The sequence below is a fragment of the Pseudooceanicola marinus genome (genome assembly GCF_002786295.1).
Taxonomy (GTDB): domain Bacteria; phylum Pseudomonadota; class Alphaproteobacteria; order Rhodobacterales; family Rhodobacteraceae; genus Pseudooceanicola; species Pseudooceanicola marinus.
In genome coordinates this window covers 215123-232587 of the sequence record NZ_PGTC01000009.1, presented here as the reverse complement: position 1 = coordinate 232587, position 17465 = coordinate 215123, and the positions used below count along the sequence as shown (strand labels likewise).

The window sequence follows — 17465 nt, the reverse complement described above, 5'->3', positions numbered from 1 at the left end:
GCATCATGGCCGATCACATCATCTGCCGCACCGACGAGATCGCCGAAGGCGCCGCCCGCCGGGTGGAAATCGGGGGCCGCGTCATCGCGATCTTCAACCTGGGCCATCGCTTCGCCGCGATCACCAATCGCTGTCCCCACGAAGGGGCGGAGCTGTGCCACGGCAAGGTCGCGGCCTTCATCAGCGCCGACGGGCCAGGAGACTACCGCACCGAGGACGAGAAGATCATGGTGCGTTGCCCCTGGCACGGCTGGGAGTTTGACCTGGCCAACGGGCGGTCCTACTGCGACCCGAACCGCATGCGGGTGAAGACCTTCGACGTGGAGGTGAAGCCGGGCGAGACCCTGGCCGAAGGCCCCTACCAGGCGGAGATCTTCGAGGTGCGGACGGAGGATGACTATGTCGTCCTCTCGATCTGACGCCTCGACGCCCAAGCCGGGCGGCGCGCTGGCGCTGCCCGATCTGCCATTGACCGGTGGCTGCCAATGCGGCGCGGTGCGCTACCGGGTGACCGGCGCGCCGGTCACCTTCTACCTCTGCCACTGCTCGCGCTGTCAGCGGCAATCGGGCAGCGCCTTCGGCGAGAGCCTGCAACTGCGCCCCGAGGATCTGCAGATCGAGGGCGAGCTGCAGGCCCGCGCCGTCACCGGCGGCTCGGGGCGCGCAGGCGAGATCCGGTTTTGCCCGGCCTGCGGCACCCGGATCACCCACCGGGTGGAGGGCAGCCCGGTGGTGGTGCTGAAACCCGGCACGCTGGACGCGCCCGGCTGGCTGCGTCCGGTGGCGGAGTTATTCATAGAGGAGCGCCAACCCTGGCTGCCCGCCCTGCCCGGCGTGGCGCAATACGAAGGCGCCCCGCCGATGCCGGAGCTGCACGCGGCCTTCGCGCGCATGCTGGCGGAGGGCGCGGCATGAGCGGCATCGTCGTCATCGGCGCGGGCCAGGCGGGCTGTGCCCTGGTCGCGAAGCTGCGCGCCCTGGACCATGACGGCCCCCTGACCCTGCTGGGCGCCGAACCCCATCCGCCCTACCAGCGCCCGCCCCTGTCGAAGAAATACCTGCTGGGCGAGATGCCGCGCGAGCGGCTGTTCCTGCGCCCCGAGGCCTTCTATGCCGACCAGGGGATCACCCTGCGGACGGGCTGCGCGCCGGATGCCATCGACCGCGCCGCGCGGTGCGTCCGCATCGGCGACGAACGGCTGCCCTACGACCAGCTGGTCCTGACCACCGGCGCCACGCCCCGCCGCCTGCCCAACATGATCGGCGGCGGCCTCGACGGGGTGTTCACCCTGCGGGGCATCGCCGATGTCGACGCCCTGGCCCCGCGGATGCGCCCCGGCGCGCGGCTGCTGGTGGTGGGCGGTGGCTACATCGGGCTGGAAGCAGCGGCGGTGGCGCGCGGCCTCGGCCTGCAGGTCACCCTGATCGAGGCCGCGCCACGTATCCTGCAACGGGTCGCCGCGCCGGAAACCTCGGACTACTTCCGTGCCCTGCACCGCGCCCATGGCGTCGACCTGCGCGAAGGCACGGGGCTGGCGCGGCTTCTGGGTGCGGGCCACGTCACCGGGGCGGAGTTGTCGGATGGCAGCCGGGTCGAGGCGGACCTGGTGCTGGCCGGGATCGGCGTCGCCCCCAATGTCGCCCTGGCCGAAGCCGCGGGCCTGCCGCTGGACAATGGCATCGCCGTGGACAAGTTGGGCCGGACGGGCGATCCGCACATCTGGGCGGCGGGCGACTGCGCCAGCTTCCCGTGGCGCGACACCCGAGTGCGGATGGAAAGCGTGCAGAACGCCATCGACATGGCCGAATGCGTCGCAACCAACCTGCTGGGCGCGCAAACGCCCTATGATCCACAGCCCTGGTTCTGGTCGGATCAATACGACACCAAGTTGCAGATCGCCGGGCTGAACGCGGGCTACACCCGCGTCGTCGCCCGCCCCGGCGCCCGCGCCGGCAGCCTGTCGCACTGGTACTACGCCGGGGACCGGCTGATCGCGCTGGACGCGATGAACGACCCGCGCGCCTACATGATCGGCCGCCGCCTGCTGGCCCGGGACACCAGCCCCGACCCGGCGCTACTGGCCGCGCCGGAGACCGACCTGAAGGCCCTGGCGGCCGCCTGACACCCCAACAAGACGGAGGAAAGACCCGTGGTGAAGATCACCTATATCGAACATGACGGCACCACCCACGCGCTCGATCTGGCCGAAGGGCTGACGGTGATGGAGGGCGGCCGCGACAACGGCGTCGAAGGCATCGTCGCCGAATGCGGCGGCGCCTGCGCCTGTTCCACCTGCCATGTCTACGTGGCCCCCGACTGGGTGGACCGGCTGCCGCCCATGGACCCGATGGAGGAGGACATGCTGGACTTTGCCCCAGGCAGCGACCCGGCCCGCTCCCGCCTGTCCTGCCAGCTGAAGATCACGGCGGCGCTGGACGGGCTGGTGGTCGAGGTGCCCGAGGAACAGGCCTGAGCCCGCGCGCGGCCGCCTCAGCCCCCCGCGCGGATCCAGCCGGCGGCCTTTTCGGCGATCATCAGCGTTGGCGCATTGGTGTTGCCGCTGGTGATCCGGGGCATGACCGAGGCATCGACCACCCGCAGCCCGGCCACCCCCTTCATCCGCAGATGTGGATCCAGCGGCGCGGTGGCATCGTCCTTGGCCCCCATGCGGACCGTGCCGACGGGATGGAAGATCGTGCTGGCGATGTCGCCGGCCAGCCGCGCCAGCTCCTCGTCGCTCTGGTATTGCACCCCGGGCCTGTATTCCTCCGGCGCATAGCGCGCCATGGCGGGCTGTTCCATGATCCCGCGCACCTGGCGCAGGCTGGCGGCGGCGACCTGGCGATCCTCCTCGGTCGACAGGTAGTTCGGCGCGATCTTCGGCGCGTCGCGGAAATCCCCCGATCCGATCCGCACCTGCCCGCGCGAGGTGGGGTTCAGGTTGCAGACCGAAACCGTGATTGCCGGGAACCCGTGCAACGGCTGACCGAAGGCATCGAGGCTCAGCGGCTGCACGTGATATTGCAGGTTGGCATGCGCCCGGTCCGGGTCTGACCGGGTGAAAGCACCCAGCTGGCTGGGGGACATGCTCATCGGGCCCGAGCGGCGCAGGGCGTATTCCAGCCCGATCGCCGCCTTGCCGAAGAGGCTGGCGGTCAGCGCGTTCAGCGTCTTCGTCCCGGCCACCTTGTAGACGGCGCGGATCTGCAGATGGTCCTGCAGGTTCTCCCCCACTCCGGGCACATCCCGCAGCACCTCGATCCCGTGCGTGCGCAGCAGCTCCGCCGGCCCCAGCCCCGAGAGCTGCAGCAGCGCCGGGGAGTTCACCGCCCCCGCCGCCAGCACCACCTCGCGCCGGGCCCTTGCCGTCACGCTGGCGCCGCCGCGCCGCACCACCACGCCGTCACACCGCAGGGCGCCGGTACGCTCGAAGGTCAGCCGCTCCGCCTGCGCGCCGGTCCAGATGGTCAGGTTCGCGCGGTGTCGCGCGGGCCGCAGGAAGGCCTTTGAGGCGTTCCAGCGCCAGCCCGCGCGCTGGTTCACGTCGAAGTAACCCACGCCCGCGTTGTCGCCGGTGTTGAAATCCTCGGTCGGCTCTATCCCGGCCTCGGCGGCGGCTTCGGCGAAACTGTCCAGCACGTCCCAGCGCAGGCGCTGTTTCTCCACCCGCCATTCGCCGCCCGACCCATGCAGGTCGGAAAAGCGGCTGTTGTCACCGGTGACCGGATCGGCCCCGCCGTCCAGCCGGTAGTGATCCTCGTGGCGCTTGAAATCTTCCAGCGAGGCCTGCCAGCCCCAGGCGTCCTCTCCGGTGATCTGCGCCCAGCCGTCGTAGTCCCGCGCCTGGCCGCGCATGTAGATCATGCCGTTGATCGAGGAACAGCCCCCCAGGGTCTTGCCGCGCGGATAGAGCAGGCTGCGCCCGTTCAGCCCCGGCGCGGCCTCGGTGGAATACATCCAGTCGGTGCGCGGATTGCCGATACAGTAGAGATAGCCGACCGGGATATGGATCCAGTGGTAGCTGTCCTTCGGACCCGCCTCCAGCAGCAGGACACGTGTGCCGGGATCGGCGCTCAGCCGGTTGGCCAGCAGGCAGCCCGCCGTGCCCGCGCCGACGATGACGTAATCGAAGGTCTCCCCCTCCGGTGTTGCCTGCGCCATGGCCCCCTCCCTGCCCTGTACCCCTTCGGTGCTACAGGGCCGCCGGACGCTTTCCAACGGAAAATGGGCCCCCGCCGTCGGTCCTGCGGCCAAGGGGCGCCCAATTCATGAGGCAGGCTCATTGCTCCTATCTGGCCGCCGCCCTGAGCGTAAGGCGCCCATGGGGGTCATCCTTGCGCCGGCGACGCAATGCCGGCGCGCCCTGCCCTTCGCAGGATGCCTGCGCCGGACAAGCCATACGAGGGCCTGCAAGGAGGCCCGATCCATGGGGATCCTCGACAAGATCACCCCTGCCTCGCGCCGCAAAACATCTCGCGCCGTGGCTTCCTGGCAGGCTCCGGCGCCCAGACGGGCGGCGTGGGCGAGCCCGACCTGCCCGCCGTGCCGCCGGCGGCGCTCAATACCGTGGCCCGGCTGACCGGCCAGCGGGTGTGCAGCCTGCCTATCAAAAGACAGAAGACCGGCGCGATCTGCGCCGGTCTTTTGCGTTTCAGGCTGTGCCCCCGGGATCAGCTGCCGTAGCCGCCGGGCGTGGGGGTGGTGACGATCACCGCCTCTCCGGCGGCCAGTTCGGTCTGGTCGCAGGCCTTCAGCACCTCGACCTGCCCCGACAGGCGCCGCACCTCGGTCTTGCCGCAGCGGCCGGGCTGGCCGCCCTTCAGGCCCTGTGGCGGGTTCGCCCGGTGCGAGGACAGGATCGACAGATCCATCGGTTCGAGGAAGCGGATCACCCGGCTGGTGCCGTCGCCGCCCGCAACCCGGCCCTGACCGCCCGAGCCTTCGTCGATGCCGAAGCGTTCCAGCAGGACCGGGTAGCGGCTTTCCAGGATCTCCGGATCGGTCAGGCGCGAGTTGGTCATGTGCACATGCACCCCCGCCTGGCCCGCGAACTCCCGCCCGTCGTTGAACCGACCGGCGGGCGAACCCGCGCAGATAGTTTCATAGTACTGGTAGGCGTCGTTGCCGAAGGTCAGGTTGTTCATCGTGCCCTCGCTGTTCGACATGGCCCCAAGCGCCCCGAAAAGCGCGTTGGTGACATGCTGCGAGGTTTCGACGTTGCCCGCCACCACCGCCGCCGGGTAGGTGGGCGCCAGCATGCAGCCCTCGGGCACGATGATCCGAATGGGCCGCAGGCAGCCTGCGTTCATCGGGATCGGCGCCTCGACCATGACCCGGAAGACATAGAGAACAGCCGCCCGCGTCACCGGTTCCGGTGCGTTGAAGTTGTTCTCGGCCATGAGCGACGTGCCGGTGAAGTCCACCGTGGCCTCGCCCGCGTCACGGTCGATGGTGATCTTCACGCGGATCACCTGGCCGGTGTCGGTGGGGTACGCGTAGTCCCCGTCGTCCAGCCGGCCCAGCACCCGCGCCACCTCGGCGGCCGCATTGTCCTGCACGTGGCCCATGTAGGCCTGCACGACCTCCAGCCCGAACTGCTCGATCATCCGGCGCAATTCCGCCGCGCCGCGCGCGTTGGCGGCCACCTGGGCCTTCAGGTCAGCGATGTTCTGATCCGGGTTGCGGCAGGGGTACGGGTGATCCGTCAGCAGCTCGCGCAGCGGGCCGTCGCGGAACCGCCCGCCCTCGACCAGCAGGAAGTTGTCGATCAGCACGCCTTCCTCGTCGACGCTGGTGGCGCGCGGGGTCATGGACCCGGGGGCGATGCCACCCACATCCGCGTGGTGCCCACGCGAGGCGGTCCAGAAGAGGATCTCCTCCCCCTCGAAAACCGGCGTCACCACGGTGATGTCCGGCAGGTGGGTGCCGCCGTTATAGGGCGCGTTCAGCGCGAAGACATCACCCGGACGGACGCGGCCCTTGTTCTGCCGGATCACCGCCTCGACCGACCGGTCCATGGAGCCGAGGTGCACCGGCATATGCGGCGCATTGGCCACCAACGCGCCATCGGCATCGAAGACCGCACAGGAGAAATCGAGCCGTTCCTTGATGTTGACCGAGCGCGAGGTTTTCTGCAGGGCGACCCCCATCTGTTCGGCGATGTTCATGAAGAGGTTGTTGAACACCTCCAGCAGGACCGGGTCGGCCTCGGTCCCCGCCGCCTCGGCGCGATTGGCGGCCTCGGTGCGGGTCATGATGACGTGGTCATGCTGGCTGACCTCGGCGCGCCAGCCGGGTTCGACGACGATGGTCTGGTTGGGTTCGATCACCAGCGCCGGGCCCTGCACGTGGCGGCCGGGCGTCAGGGCGTTGCGGCGCAACACCGCGGCCTCGTGCCAGGTGCCGCCCGAGAAGACCGGCACGCGGGCCTCGATCTCTGCCGCGCCCTCGGTCAGGGCGGAGGTGCCGTCGATGCGATCGCCCTCGGGCGCCTCGCCCTCGACCTCCACCGCCTCGACGATCAGCGCCGCCTGCGGATCGGTGAAGCCGAATTCGGCCAGGTGCGCGGCCTCGAAGGCCTCGCGCGCGGCCCCCTCGTCGCCGTCCCAGGCGACCGGCAGGGCGGTGTCGGTGCCGGCATAGCGCAGGTGCAACCGGCGGCGGATCTCGACACCGTCGCGCACGCCCTGTTCGGCCAGGGCGGTCAGCACCTCACCCTCCAGCCGCTCCAGCGCGGGGGGGATTTCGGTGGTTTCGCCAAAGGTGCCTTCCAGCCCCTGCTGGCGCGCCTCGGTCACGCGGGCCAGGCCGATACCGTAGGCCGACAGAAGGCCCGACAGCGGGTGGATCAGAACCTGGCTCATCCCCAGGGCATCGGCCACCAGGCAGGCGTGCTGCCCGCCTGCGCCACCGAAGGCGTTCAGCAGGTAGCCCGTCACGTCATGGCCGCGCTGCACCGAGATCTTCTTCACCGCGTTGGCCATGCTTTCCACGGCGATCCGCAGGAAGCCCTCGGCCACCTCTTCGGGGGCACGGCCATCGGAAATCTCGGTGAACTTCGCCGCCACGGTGTCGCGGTCCAGTCGCTGGTCCTGATCGGGGCCGAAAATGGCGGGGAAGTAGTCGGGGTTCAGCTTGCCCAGCATGACATTGGCATCGGTCACGGTCAGCGGCCCCCCGCCCCGGTAGCAAGCCGGCCCCGGATGGGCGCCGGCGCTGTCGGGGCCGACGCGGAAGCGGCCCGGGTCGGCATGCAGGATGGACCCGCCCCCGGCGGCGACGGTGTGCACCTGGACCATGGGCGTGCGCATCCGGACGCCCGCCACCTGGGTTTCAAACGCGCGCTCGAAGGCGCCATCGAAATGCGCCACGTCGGTCGAGGTGCCGCCCATGTCGAAGCCGATCACCTTGTCATGGCCAGCGATCTGCCCGGTGCGTGCCATGCCGACGACCCCGCCTGCGGGGCCCGACAGGATCGCGTCGCGGCCCTTGAAGCGGTCGGCGGCGGTCAGCCCGCCCGAGGACATCATGAACAGAAGCGTGGGTCCCGCCTCGTCCGGGGGCGTGGCGCCCAGGGCGCTGGCCACCCGTTCGACATAGCGCGACAGGATCGGTGTCAGATAGGCGTCGACGACGGTGGTATCGCCCCGGCCCACCAGCTTGATCAGCGGCGACACCTCATGGCTGACCGAGATCTGGCCGAAGCCCACCTCGCGCGCCAAAGCCTCCAGCGCCAACTCGTGATCGGGCGCGGTCCAGGCGTGCATCAGCACGATGGCCACCGCGTCGATCCCGTCGGCCTTCGCCTTCTCCAGCTCGGCGCGGGTGCCTTCCGCATCCAGCGCGACCTCCACCGTGCCGTCGGCGCGCACCCGTTCCTCGACCTCGATCACCCGTTCGTAAAGCTGTTCGGGCAGGATGATTTCCTTGGCAAAGATGTCGGGCCGGTCCTGGTAGGCAATGCGCAGGGCATCGCGGAACCCCTTGGTGATCAGCAGAAGCGTCCGGTCGCCCTTACGTTCAAGCAGCGCATTTGTCGCCACGGTGGTGCCCATGCGGACGGTGCCGACGCGGGACGAATCAATTTCATCCTCGCCCAGGTGGCGACGAATCCCCTCGATTGCGGCATCCTCGTAGACGCCGGGATTCTCCGACAGGAGCTTCATCGCGGTCAGTCCCCCTTCGGGGGAACGGGCGATCACATCGGTAAAAGTGCCCCCACGGTCGATCCAGAAATCCCATTCCGCGCCGCGCTGCTGCTTATTCATTCATCTTCTCCCTGCATCTTGCAGTCATTTCGCTGACAATTTGTTGACGAACTTTCAGCGTATCTGTCAAGGTCGGGGCACGAAGCGAGGTGGCGGACCTGATCCGCTGCTCAGAAAATCGACAACTGGGAGACCCAAGATGACCAAACACCTTCGCATGCCGCTCTTCGCCGGGGCCCTCGCCGCCCTGGCCGCCCCTGCCGCCATGGCGGAAACCTGGGACATGCCCACGCCCTATGGCGACAGCGTGTTCCACACCGCGAACATCATCGAGTTTGCCGAGGACGTGACCGAGGCCACCGATGGCGACCTGGAGATCACCGTGCATTCCGCCGGCTCGCTCTTCGCCCACCCGGAAATCAAGGATGCCGTGCGTCGCGGCCTGGCCCCGATCGGCGAGACCCTGATGTCGCGCCTGGCGAACGAGGATCCGATCTTCGCCATCGACTCGATCCCCTTCCTGGCCTCCAACTACGATGACGCCATGAAGCTGTGGGAGGCCTCGCGCCCCATGGTCGAAGAGAAGCTGGCCGAACAGGGCCTGACCCTGCTCTATGCCGTACCGTGGCCGGGCCAGAGCCTGTTCACCGCCGGCCCCGTGGAAAGCACCGCCGACCTCGAAGGCGCCGCCTTCCGCGCCTACAACAACGCCACCGAACGCCTGGCCCAGCTGATGGGCGCCGTGCCCACCCAGATCGAGACCGGCGACATTCCCACTGCCTTCTCCACCGGGCGCGCCGACGCGATGATCACCTCGCCCTCCACCGGTGTCTCCTCTCAGGCCTGGGACTTCGTGTCGAACTACACCGAACTTCAGGCCTGGCTGCCGAAGAACATGGTGATCGTGAACTCCCGCGCCTTCGACGCGCTGTCGGACGACACGAAGGCCGCCGTGTTGGAGGCCGCCGCCGCCGCCGAAACCCGCGGCTGGGAGATGTCCAAGGCCGAAACCGCCGAGAAGCTGGCGGTGCTGGAAGAGAACGGCATGACCATCTCGGACCCCTCCGAGACCCTGTCGGCGGAACTGGCCGAGATCGGTGAGACGATGACCGCCGAATGGCTGGAAGAAGCCGGCGAGGAAGGCCAGTCGGTCGTCGACGCCTACCACGCCGAGTAAGACCACCGGACCGGCCGGGGCGCGCGGATGCCGTGCCCCGGCCGGTTTGCATCCTCCATATGGACAAGGCCGGGGCACACCGGCGCCGCGCAGGGAAGCAAGACAGATGAGACAGACACTCGACCGGCTTTACACCGGCGCATTGATGCTGGCCGCGGCGGCCTTTGCCGCCATCGCCGCGCTGGTGCTGGTGCAGATCCTCGGCCGCCTGATCGACCGGGGCGCCCGGCTGATCGGCGCCGCCCCCCTTGGTATCACCGTGCCCTCGCTGGCGGAAATCGGCGGGATGCTGTTCCTCTCCGCGGTCTTCCTCGGTCTTGCCGGCACCTTCTGCCGGGGCGGCCATGTCCGCGTCGGCCTGCTGACCGGCGCCCTGCCGCCGCGCATCGCCCGCCCGCTGGAGGCGCTGGTGCTGATCCTCGCCGCCGGGCTGTGCCTTTTCGCCACCTGGTCCTCGGTGCTGCAGACCTGGGACAGCTGGGTCTATGACAGCGTGTCCTTCGGCATGGTGCGCGTGCCGCTGTGGCTGCCGCAGGGCGTGATGACCCTGGGCCTGATCCTGCTGCTGGTCGCCCTGCTGGACGGGCTGGTGACGCTGCTGCGGGGCGGCACGCCCGGCTACGCGGCCCAGGAACAGGGAGAGGCCTGATGGAAATCGCCGTGCTTGCCCCCCTCCTCGTCGTCGTCCTTTTCGCCGCCCTGGCCGCCGGCCTGTGGATCGGCTTTGCCCTGATCGCCGTGGGCCTCGTGGCCATGCTGGCGGCCTCCACCGCGCCGGTCACGCTGGTCTTCGCCACCAAGGTCTGGGGCAGCCTGACCGTCTGGGACCTGACCTCGCTGCCGATGTTCATCTGGATGGGGGAAATCCTGGTCCGCTCGCGGCTCTCGTCGGACATGTTCGAGGGGCTGGCCCCCTTCACCCGCCGCCTGCCGGGGCGCCTGCTGCACGTCAACGTGCTGGGCTGCGCTCTGTTTGCCGCCGTGTCTGGATCGTCGGCCGCGACCACGGCCACCATCGGCCGCATGTCCATCCCCGAACTGACGGCGCGCGGCTATGACCCGAAGATGGCCATCGGCACCCTGGCCGGCGCCGGCACCTTCGGCTTCCTGATCCCGCCGTCGATCATCCTGATCGTCTATGGCGCCGCGACCGAGCAATCCATCGCGCAGCTCTTCCTCGCCGGCCTCGTGCCGGGCGTGATGCTGGCCGCGATGTTCTCGGGCTACATCATGATCTGGGCGATGCTGAACCCCACCCGCATGCCCGACATCGAACCGGCGGTGAACGGTCGCGACAGCCTGCGGGCGCTGGCCCGGCTGCTGCCCGTGGTGGGTCTGATCATCGCCGTCATCGGTTCGATCTACGCAGGCATCGCCTCGCCCACCGAGGCGGCCGTGATCGGCGTCGTGGGCGCGATGATCCTGGCCTGGGCCACAGGCGCGGCCAGCTGGCGCGGCATCGGCGACAGCCTGATGGCCGCCTCGACCACCACCTGCATGATCGCCTTCATCATGGCCGGCGCGGGGTTCCTGACCGTCGCCATGGGCTACACCGGCATCCCGCGCGCCCTGGCCGCCTGGATCGGCGCGATGGATCTGTCGCCCTACGCCCTGCTGGCGGCCCTGACGGTCTTCTTCATCATCATGGGGATGTTCCTCGACGGGATTTCCATCGTGGTGCTGACAGTGTCGATCATCCTGCCGATGGTCACCGCCGTGGGCCTCGACCCGATCTGGTTCGGCGTCTTCCTGGTGATCGTGGTGGAGATGAGCCAGATCACCCCGCCCGTCGGCTTCAACCTCTTCGTGCTGCAGAAGATCACCGGGCGCGACATCCTGCAGCTGGCGGGCTACGCCCTGCCCTTCTTCCTGATCCTGGTGGCGGCCGTTGCACTTCTGTCGGTTTTCCCGCAAATCGCGCTGTGGCTGCCGAGGACGATGTGACCATGACCGACGAAGACCGTTTCAACGTAGGGCCGGTGGTGTCATCGGCCCACCTCGCGAACTCCGCCATGCCCGAGGTCTCGGAGATGGAGTTCGCCATGGCCATGGGCAATCACGCCTTCCAGCGCTGGATGACCCGCTGCATGGACGCCGCCGGTGCGTCCGGCATGGCCCCGCTGGAGATCCAGGTTCTGCACCTGGTCCATCACCGCGAACGGCCCAAGACCCTGGCCGACATCTGCCTGGTCCTGAACATCGAGGACACCCACACGGTCAACTACGCCCTGCGCAAGCTGGTGGAGCGCAAGCTGGTGACCACGGGGCGCAAGGGCAAGGAGAAGACCGTCTCGATCACCGACGCGGGCGCCGAGCTGTGCCGCAAGTACGGTACGGTGCGAGAGGCGCTGCTGATCCGGTCACTGAAGGCCACGGGCATCGACCCGGCGGAGGTGTCGCGCCTTGCCGCCCTCCTGCGGGCCATGTCCGGCGGCTATGACCAGGCCGCCCGCGCCGCCGCCAGCCTCTGACGCGATACGACAGCCCGCCCCGGGGCCCTGCCCTCCCGGGGGCCCTGCCCGCCGCGGGGACAGGCAGGACCGGGGTTTACACCGGGTTCAGACGATCCCGCCGCCGCTGCCGTCCGAGACGGGCCGCGTTTCGGCCACCGCCGCGCGGTAGCCTGACTGCCGGTAGGCGGCCACGGGATCAATCGCCGCGCCCTTCTCCAGCCGGGCCATCTTCAGGATCGGGGTCACATCCGTGCGGAAGGCCGCCTTCAGCGTTTCCGACGCCATCAGCGCGTCGTTCCCGTCCTGGAAGCCCGCCAGCGCCTCGCGATCCACCAGCAGCGCCTGGGCATAGGCGCGCTGCACCTCCATCGCCGAATTCATCAGGCTTTCGATCGGGTCGGTGACATTGTGGCTCTGGTCCAGCATATGCGCCGGGTCGAAATCGGGCGTGCCCTCGGCCTCCACCAACTCGTTGAACACCAGGAACAGGCGGTAGGGGTCGATCGACGCGGTGTCGAGATCGTCATCGCCATACTTGCTGTCGTTGAAGTGGAAGCCGCCCAGCTTGCCGAACTGGATCAGCCGCGCGACGATCATCTCGATGTTCACATTGGGCGCATGGTGGCCCAGATCGACGAGGCACTGCGCCTGCGGACCCAGTTCCTGCGCGATCATGTAGTTGGTGCCCCAGTCCTGCACGACGGTCGAATAGAAGGCAGGTTCGAACATCTTGTGTTCGGTCAGCAGGCGCCAGTCGTCGGGCAGCCCGGCGTAGACTTCCTTGGCACTGCCCAGGTAGCGTTCAAACTGGCGGGTGAAGTTGCTTTGCCCCGGAAAGTTCGATCCGTCGCCAACCCAGATGGTCAGCGCCTTCGACCCGATCTTCTGCCCCAGCTCGATGCAGTAGAGGTTATGCTCCACCGCCTGGGCGCGGGTCGCGGCATCGCTATGCGACAGCGAGCCGTACTTGTAGCTGTGCGCCTGCCCCGGCTGATCCTGGAAGGTGTTGGAATTCATCGCGTCGAAGGCCAGCCCGGTTTCCTCGGCCTTGGCCAGCAGGTCGGCCGGGTCGGCATCGTCCCAGGGGATGTGCAGCGACACGCGCGGCGTGGCGCCGGTCAGCTGGTGGATCACCCCGCAGTCGTCGAGCTTGTCGAAGACATTGGCCGGCTCCCCCACCCCGGGGAAACGGGCAAAGCGCGTGCCCCCGGTGCCGACGCCCCAGGAGGGGATCGCGATGCCATAGGCGGCGACCTTGTCCTTGATGGTGGCGATGTCGATGCCGCGACGAGCCAGGTGATCGCCAAGCGCGTCGTAATCCGCGCGCAGGGCGGCGTCCGCCGCCGCGTTGGCGGCGGTGATGGTGGTTGCGTCGATCATGGGTTTCCTCCCTCGGGGTGCGCGCGCCGCCCCATCGGGCGGGCGCGGCCCCGTCAGTGTCAGCGCGTGAAGGCCTGCACGTTGCCGGCATCGACGTTCAGGATGTTGCCCGTCGATTTCGCGCTCGTGTCGGCGGCGAAGAAATAGCAGGCCTCGGCGATGTCCTCGGGCAGCACGCTGCGTTTCAGCAGCGAGCGGTCGCGGTACATCTGTTCCAGCCCGTCCTTGTCGGTGCCATAGGTGGCGGCGCGCTGATCCAGCCATTCGCCGGTCCAGATCTTCGAGCCGCGCAGCACCGCGTCGGGGTTCACCACATTCACCCGGATGCCCTCCGGCGCGCCTTCCAGCGCGAGGCAGCGGGCCAGGTGGATCTCGGACGCCTTTGCGGTGCAATAGGCCGAGGCGCCGGGGCTGGCCGCCAGCCCGTTCTTCGAGGCCACGAAGACCATCGACCCGCCGATGCCCTGGGCCTTCAGCACGCGGAAGGCCTCTCGCGCGACGAGGAAATAGCCGGTCGACAGGATCGACATGTTCTTGTTCCACAGCTCCAGCGTGGTGTCCTCGACCTTGGCCGAGGAGGCGATCCCGGCGTTGGACACCACGATGTCGACGCCGCCGAATTCCACGGCCATGTCGGCATAGGCGGCGGCCACCGCTTCCTCCGAGGTCACGTTCATCTGCACGCTGCGCACCATGTCGCGGCCATAGCGCTGTACCAGCGCCTCGGTCGCCTGGGCCAGGGCCTCGGCGTCGATGTCGGCCAGAACGGCGCAGGCGCCTTCCGCGAGGTAGCGTTCGGCCGTGGCCATGCCGATGCCGCCCGCGCCGCCGGTGACGATGGCGATGCGGCCCGCCAGGCTCTTGGGCTTGGGCATGCGTTGCAGCTTGGCCTCTTCCAGAAGCCAGTATTCGATATCGAAGGCCTCCTGCTCTGGCAGGCCCTGGTAATCGCTGACGGCGTCCGAGCCACGCATCACGTTGATGGCGTTGACGTAGAACTCCCCCGAGATCCGCGCCGTCGCCTTGTCCTTGGCAAAGGTGATCATGCCGACGCCGGGCACCAGGTAGACCACCGCGTTAGGATCGCGCATGGCCGGGCTATCGGCATGCTTGCAGCGGTCATAATAGGCGGCGTAGTCGGCGCGGTAGTCCTCGATCATGCCCTTCAGCTTGTCCAGGGTGCCGTCGATGTCCGGATTCGACGGGTCGAAATCCACCACCAGCGGCCGGATCTTGGTGCGCAGGAAGTGGTCCGGGCAGGAGGTGCCGAGCGCCGCGAGGCGCGGCATGTCCTGGGCGCCGACGAAATCCAGCACCGCGTCCTGGTCGTCGAAATGGCCGACCTTGTGGCTGTCTTCGGAGATCATGCCGCGAATCGCGGGCATCAGGGCTGCGGCGACACGGCGGCGTTCGGCCTCCGGCAACGTCGGGTGCACGGACCCGCCGAAGGGCGCGACGCCCTCGGTCTGTTCCTCGAACCAGGCGATGGCGCGGTTGATGGTGTCGAGGGTCAGCGCGTAGCACTCTTTCGCGTCATCGGCCCAGGTGAACAGCCCGTGGCTTTCCAGCACGACGCCCTTTGCGTCCGGGTTTGTCTTGCAGAAATCCTCCAGCCAGAGGCCGAGTTCGTACCCCGGTTTCTTCCAGGGCAGCCAGCCGATCTCATCCCCGAAGATCTTCTGCGTCAGCTCCTTCGAGTTCTTCGAGGCGGCGATGGCAATGATCGCGTCCGGGTGGACGTGATCGACGTGCTTCTTCGGCACATAGGCGTGCAGCGGCGTGTCGATGGAGGAGGCGCGCGGGTTCAGATCGAAGGTGCAATGCGGCAGGTAGCCCACCATCTCGTCCTCATGTTCGAGGCCGCGGTAGAGGCCCTTCAGCGCCTCCAGCTTCTCCATGTAAAGCGTGGCGAACCCCGACTTGTCCATGGTGCCGATGTCCCCGCCAGAGCCCTTGACCCAAAGCACCTCGACCGCCTCCCCGGTCAGCGGGTCGGTTTCCATCACCTTGGCGGAGGTGTTGCCGCCCCCGTAGTTGGTGACCCGCTTGTCCGAGCCCAGCAGGTTCGAACGGTAAAGCAACTTGTCGGACTCGGTCATCCCGGACGTCCTGGCATCGTCCCACAGGTTATCGAGCCCGGTTCCGGACACTGTCTTGAGCATGGCGTTTCCTCCCATCAGGCCCGCGAGGGCCGGTCGTGATGTCGAGGACAGGATGAGTTCGCCGCCCGCCATTGTCAATCACAAACGATCAATACCAATCATTATGCAGATGCAGAAAGATCGGTTACGATCATTTATGATTGACAATGATCGAAACACCGCGTCATGCTGAACCACCAAGGGAGGCATCCATGCACGAGAATGAGCGACATCGCGTGATCCTGTCCGCCGTCGAGGCCAAGCCGTTCGTGTCGGTTGCCGAGATGGTGGAGATGACGGAATCGTCCGAGGCGACGATCCGGCGCGATATCGCGACGCTGCACATGCAGAAGAAGCTGCGCCGGGTGCGTGGCGGGGCCGAGTCGGTCGCGCCGCCTGCCGTGACCGGCCTGCTGGGCCGGCCGTTTTCGGTGAACCAGTCGAAGAATGCCGCGCAGAAACGCGCCATCGGGCGCGCCGCGGTCGAGATACTGGAAGACGGCGAGGCGATCATCATCAACGGTGGCACGACCACCTTCCAGATGGTGCATCCGCTGGCCACGCGCCGCTGCCAGGTCTTCACCAACTCGTTTCCGATCGCCGAACACCTACTGAAGCAGACCAAGAACACCGTCGTCCTGCCGGGCGGCACGATCTACCGCGAACAGAACATCATCCTGTCGCCCTTCGACAACGACGTGACCCGCAATTTCTACGCGCGGCGCATGTTCATGGGCTGCCAGGGGATCGCACCGCTGGGGATCATGGAACCCGACCCGCTGGTCATCCAGTCCGAGCAGAAGCTGATCGGACAGGCGGAGGAGGTGGTGATCCTGGCCGACAGTTCGAAGTTCGAGAAACGGTCGAGCCTGATCCTGTGCCCACTTGAACGGGTGGACACGCTGATCACCGACGACCGCATCACAGATGTCCACGCCGCCATGCTGGAAAGCGCCGGCGTGACACTGATCGTGGCGCCCTCGGGGGCCGCGAGTGAGGAGGAGGCCGAGGCGGGCTGACCCGTCCGGTCATTTCGGGAGTCATTTCAAGGGAGGAATGCAAATGACACTGACAAGACGTTTCGCCATCGGGCTCGGCCTTGCCGCGTCGCTGATGGGATCAACCGCCATGGCGCAGGACAATGTCCGCATCGCGCTGGTGGCCAAGTCGCTGGGCAACGGGTTCTTCGAGGCCGCCGCGCGTGGCGCCGAGGAAGCCGCCGAGGAGCTCGGCAATACCGAGATCATCTACACCGGGCCGACCTCGACCACCGCCGAGGGCCAGATCGAGGTCATCAACAGCCTGATCGCCCAGCGGGTCGACGCCATCGCGATTTCCGCCAATGACCCCGATGCTGTCGCCCCGGCCCTGCAGAAGGCCATGCAGCGCGGCATCACCGTGATTTCCTGGGATTCCGGCGTCGCGCCCGAGGGCCGGGAAATGCACCTGGCGCCCTCGTCGGATGAGCTGATCGGCCAGACGATCATCAAGCTGGCCGCCGACCAGCTGCCCGACGGCGGCAAGGTGGCCCTGCTGTCGGCCACCTCGACCTCGACCAACCAGAACACCTGGATCGAGGAAATGAACAAGGTCATGGACCAGTATCCCGACATCGAAGTCGTGGCGACGGTCTATGGCGACGACCTGGCGGACAAGTCCTACCGCGAGGCGCAGGGCTTGATGCAGTCCTACCCCGACCTCGACGCGATCATCGCGCCGACCTCCGTCGGCATCGTCGCCGCCGCCCAGGCGGTGCAGGATGCCGGCAAGGTGGGCCAGGTGAACGTCACCGGCCTGGGCCTTCCGTCGGAAATGGCCGGCGCGGTCGAAAGCGGCGCATCGAAGTCCTTCGCCATCTGGAACCCGGTCGACCTGGGCTACACCACGGCGATGATCGCCCATGCCCTGGCCACCGACGCCGCCACCGCGGAGCCGGGCGCCGAGATCCCGACAGGCCGCATGGGCAGCGTGACGCTGGACGAAGACAAGACCGCCGCCATGTCCGAGCCCTTCACCTATGACGCGAGCAACATCGACGAGTTCAAGAGCATCTTCTGATCCTCTGATCCCGTTCGCGCGCGGGGCAGATCCCCTGCCCCGCGCGGC

General features: G+C 67.9%; 14 protein-coding genes. 10 read left to right on the top strand and 4 right to left on the bottom strand.

What is annotated here, in order from left to right:
- Positions 1 to 5 precede the first annotated feature (5 nt).
- Genes CVM50_RS02325 through CVM50_RS02310 form a run of 4 tightly spaced genes read left to right on the top strand, consistent with a single transcriptional unit; the run spans position 6 to position 2474 of the window.
- Positions 6 to 419 carry a Rieske (2Fe-2S) protein gene (locus tag CVM50_RS02325; protein ID WP_085886306.1) on the top strand — a complete coding sequence of 138 codons (414 nt, stop codon included), beginning with the start codon at positions 6 to 8 and terminating at the stop codon, positions 417 to 419.
- The gene (locus CVM50_RS02320) at positions 400 to 915 is read left to right on the top strand and encodes a GFA family protein (protein ID WP_085886307.1); all 516 of its coding nucleotides are present in this window, start codon (positions 400 to 402) and stop codon (positions 913 to 915) included. Before CVM50_RS02325 ends, CVM50_RS02320 begins: the two co-directional genes overlap by 20 nt.
- Complete coding sequence (locus CVM50_RS02315; RefSeq protein ID WP_085886308.1) at positions 912 to 2123, top strand: NAD(P)/FAD-dependent oxidoreductase; 1212 nt, start codon at positions 912 to 914, stop codon at positions 2121 to 2123. Before CVM50_RS02320 ends, CVM50_RS02315 begins: the two co-directional genes overlap by 4 nt.
- A gap of 27 nt (positions 2124 to 2150) precedes the next feature.
- The gene (locus CVM50_RS02310) at positions 2151 to 2474 is read left to right on the top strand and encodes a 2Fe-2S iron-sulfur cluster-binding protein (protein WP_085886309.1); all 324 of its coding nucleotides are present in this window, start codon (positions 2151 to 2153) and stop codon (positions 2472 to 2474) included.
- 17 nt (positions 2475 to 2491) lie between these two features.
- Here the strand turns inward: CVM50_RS02310 and CVM50_RS02305 are convergent, their stop codons facing one another.
- Complete coding sequence (locus CVM50_RS02305; RefSeq protein ID WP_085886310.1) at positions 2492 to 4162, bottom strand: GMC family oxidoreductase; 1671 nt, start codon at positions 4160 to 4162, stop codon at positions 2492 to 2494.
- 509 nt (positions 4163 to 4671) lie between these two features.
- Positions 4672 to 8268: a hydantoinase B/oxoprolinase family protein gene (locus CVM50_RS02295; protein ID WP_085886312.1), complete on the bottom strand. Its 3597-nt coding sequence runs from the start codon at positions 8266 to 8268 to the stop codon at positions 4672 to 4674.
- 139 nt (positions 8269 to 8407) lie between these two features.
- On the opposite strand from CVM50_RS02295, the gene CVM50_RS02290 reads away from it, so the two are divergent.
- From CVM50_RS02290 to CVM50_RS02275, 4 genes are all read left to right on the top strand, one after another.
- Entirely contained in the window at positions 8408 to 9385 is a 978-nt protein-coding gene (locus tag CVM50_RS02290) for a TRAP transporter substrate-binding protein (RefSeq protein WP_232618128.1), read from the top strand.
- Positions 9386 to 9491: 106 nt separating this feature from the next.
- Positions 9492 to 10034, top strand: a complete 543-nt coding sequence (locus tag CVM50_RS02285; protein WP_085886313.1) for a TRAP transporter small permease subunit — start codon at positions 9492 to 9494, stop codon at positions 10032 to 10034.
- On the top strand, positions 10034 to 11329 hold the full coding sequence (locus CVM50_RS02280) for a TRAP transporter large permease (protein WP_085886314.1): 1296 nt from the start codon (positions 10034 to 10036) through the stop codon (positions 11327 to 11329). The genes CVM50_RS02285 and CVM50_RS02280 overlap by 1 nt, the downstream gene beginning before the upstream one ends.
- Before the next feature lie 2 nt (positions 11330 to 11331).
- Positions 11332 to 11856 carry a winged helix DNA-binding protein gene (locus tag CVM50_RS02275; RefSeq protein ID WP_222476388.1) on the top strand — a complete coding sequence of 175 codons (525 nt, stop codon included), beginning with the start codon at positions 11332 to 11334 and terminating at the stop codon, positions 11854 to 11856.
- Between the two features lie 87 nt (positions 11857 to 11943).
- Here CVM50_RS02275 and rhaI read toward each other — a convergent pair whose 3' ends face one another.
- Positions 11944 to 13218: an L-rhamnose catabolism isomerase gene (gene rhaI, locus CVM50_RS02270; RefSeq protein WP_085886315.1), complete on the bottom strand. Its 1275-nt coding sequence runs from the start codon at positions 13216 to 13218 to the stop codon at positions 11944 to 11946.
- Between the two features lie 59 nt (positions 13219 to 13277).
- The gene (locus tag CVM50_RS02265) at positions 13278 to 15380 is read right to left on the bottom strand and encodes a bifunctional rhamnulose-1-phosphate aldolase/short-chain dehydrogenase (RefSeq protein WP_085886316.1); all 2103 of its coding nucleotides are present in this window, start codon (positions 15378 to 15380) and stop codon (positions 13278 to 13280) included.
- 191 nt (positions 15381 to 15571) lie between these two features.
- On the opposite strand from CVM50_RS02265, the gene CVM50_RS02260 reads away from it, so the two are divergent.
- A complete protein-coding gene (locus tag CVM50_RS02260) occupies positions 15572 to 16378 on the top strand; it encodes a DeoR/GlpR family DNA-binding transcription regulator (RefSeq protein ID WP_085886317.1) in 807 nt (268 codons plus the stop codon).
- A 43-nt stretch (positions 16379 to 16421) separates the two neighbouring features.
- Positions 16422 to 17417, top strand: a complete 996-nt coding sequence (gene rhaS / locus CVM50_RS02255) for a rhamnose ABC transporter substrate-binding protein (RefSeq protein WP_085886318.1) — start codon at positions 16422 to 16424, stop codon at positions 17415 to 17417.
- Positions 17418 to 17465: the final 48 nt, after the last annotated feature.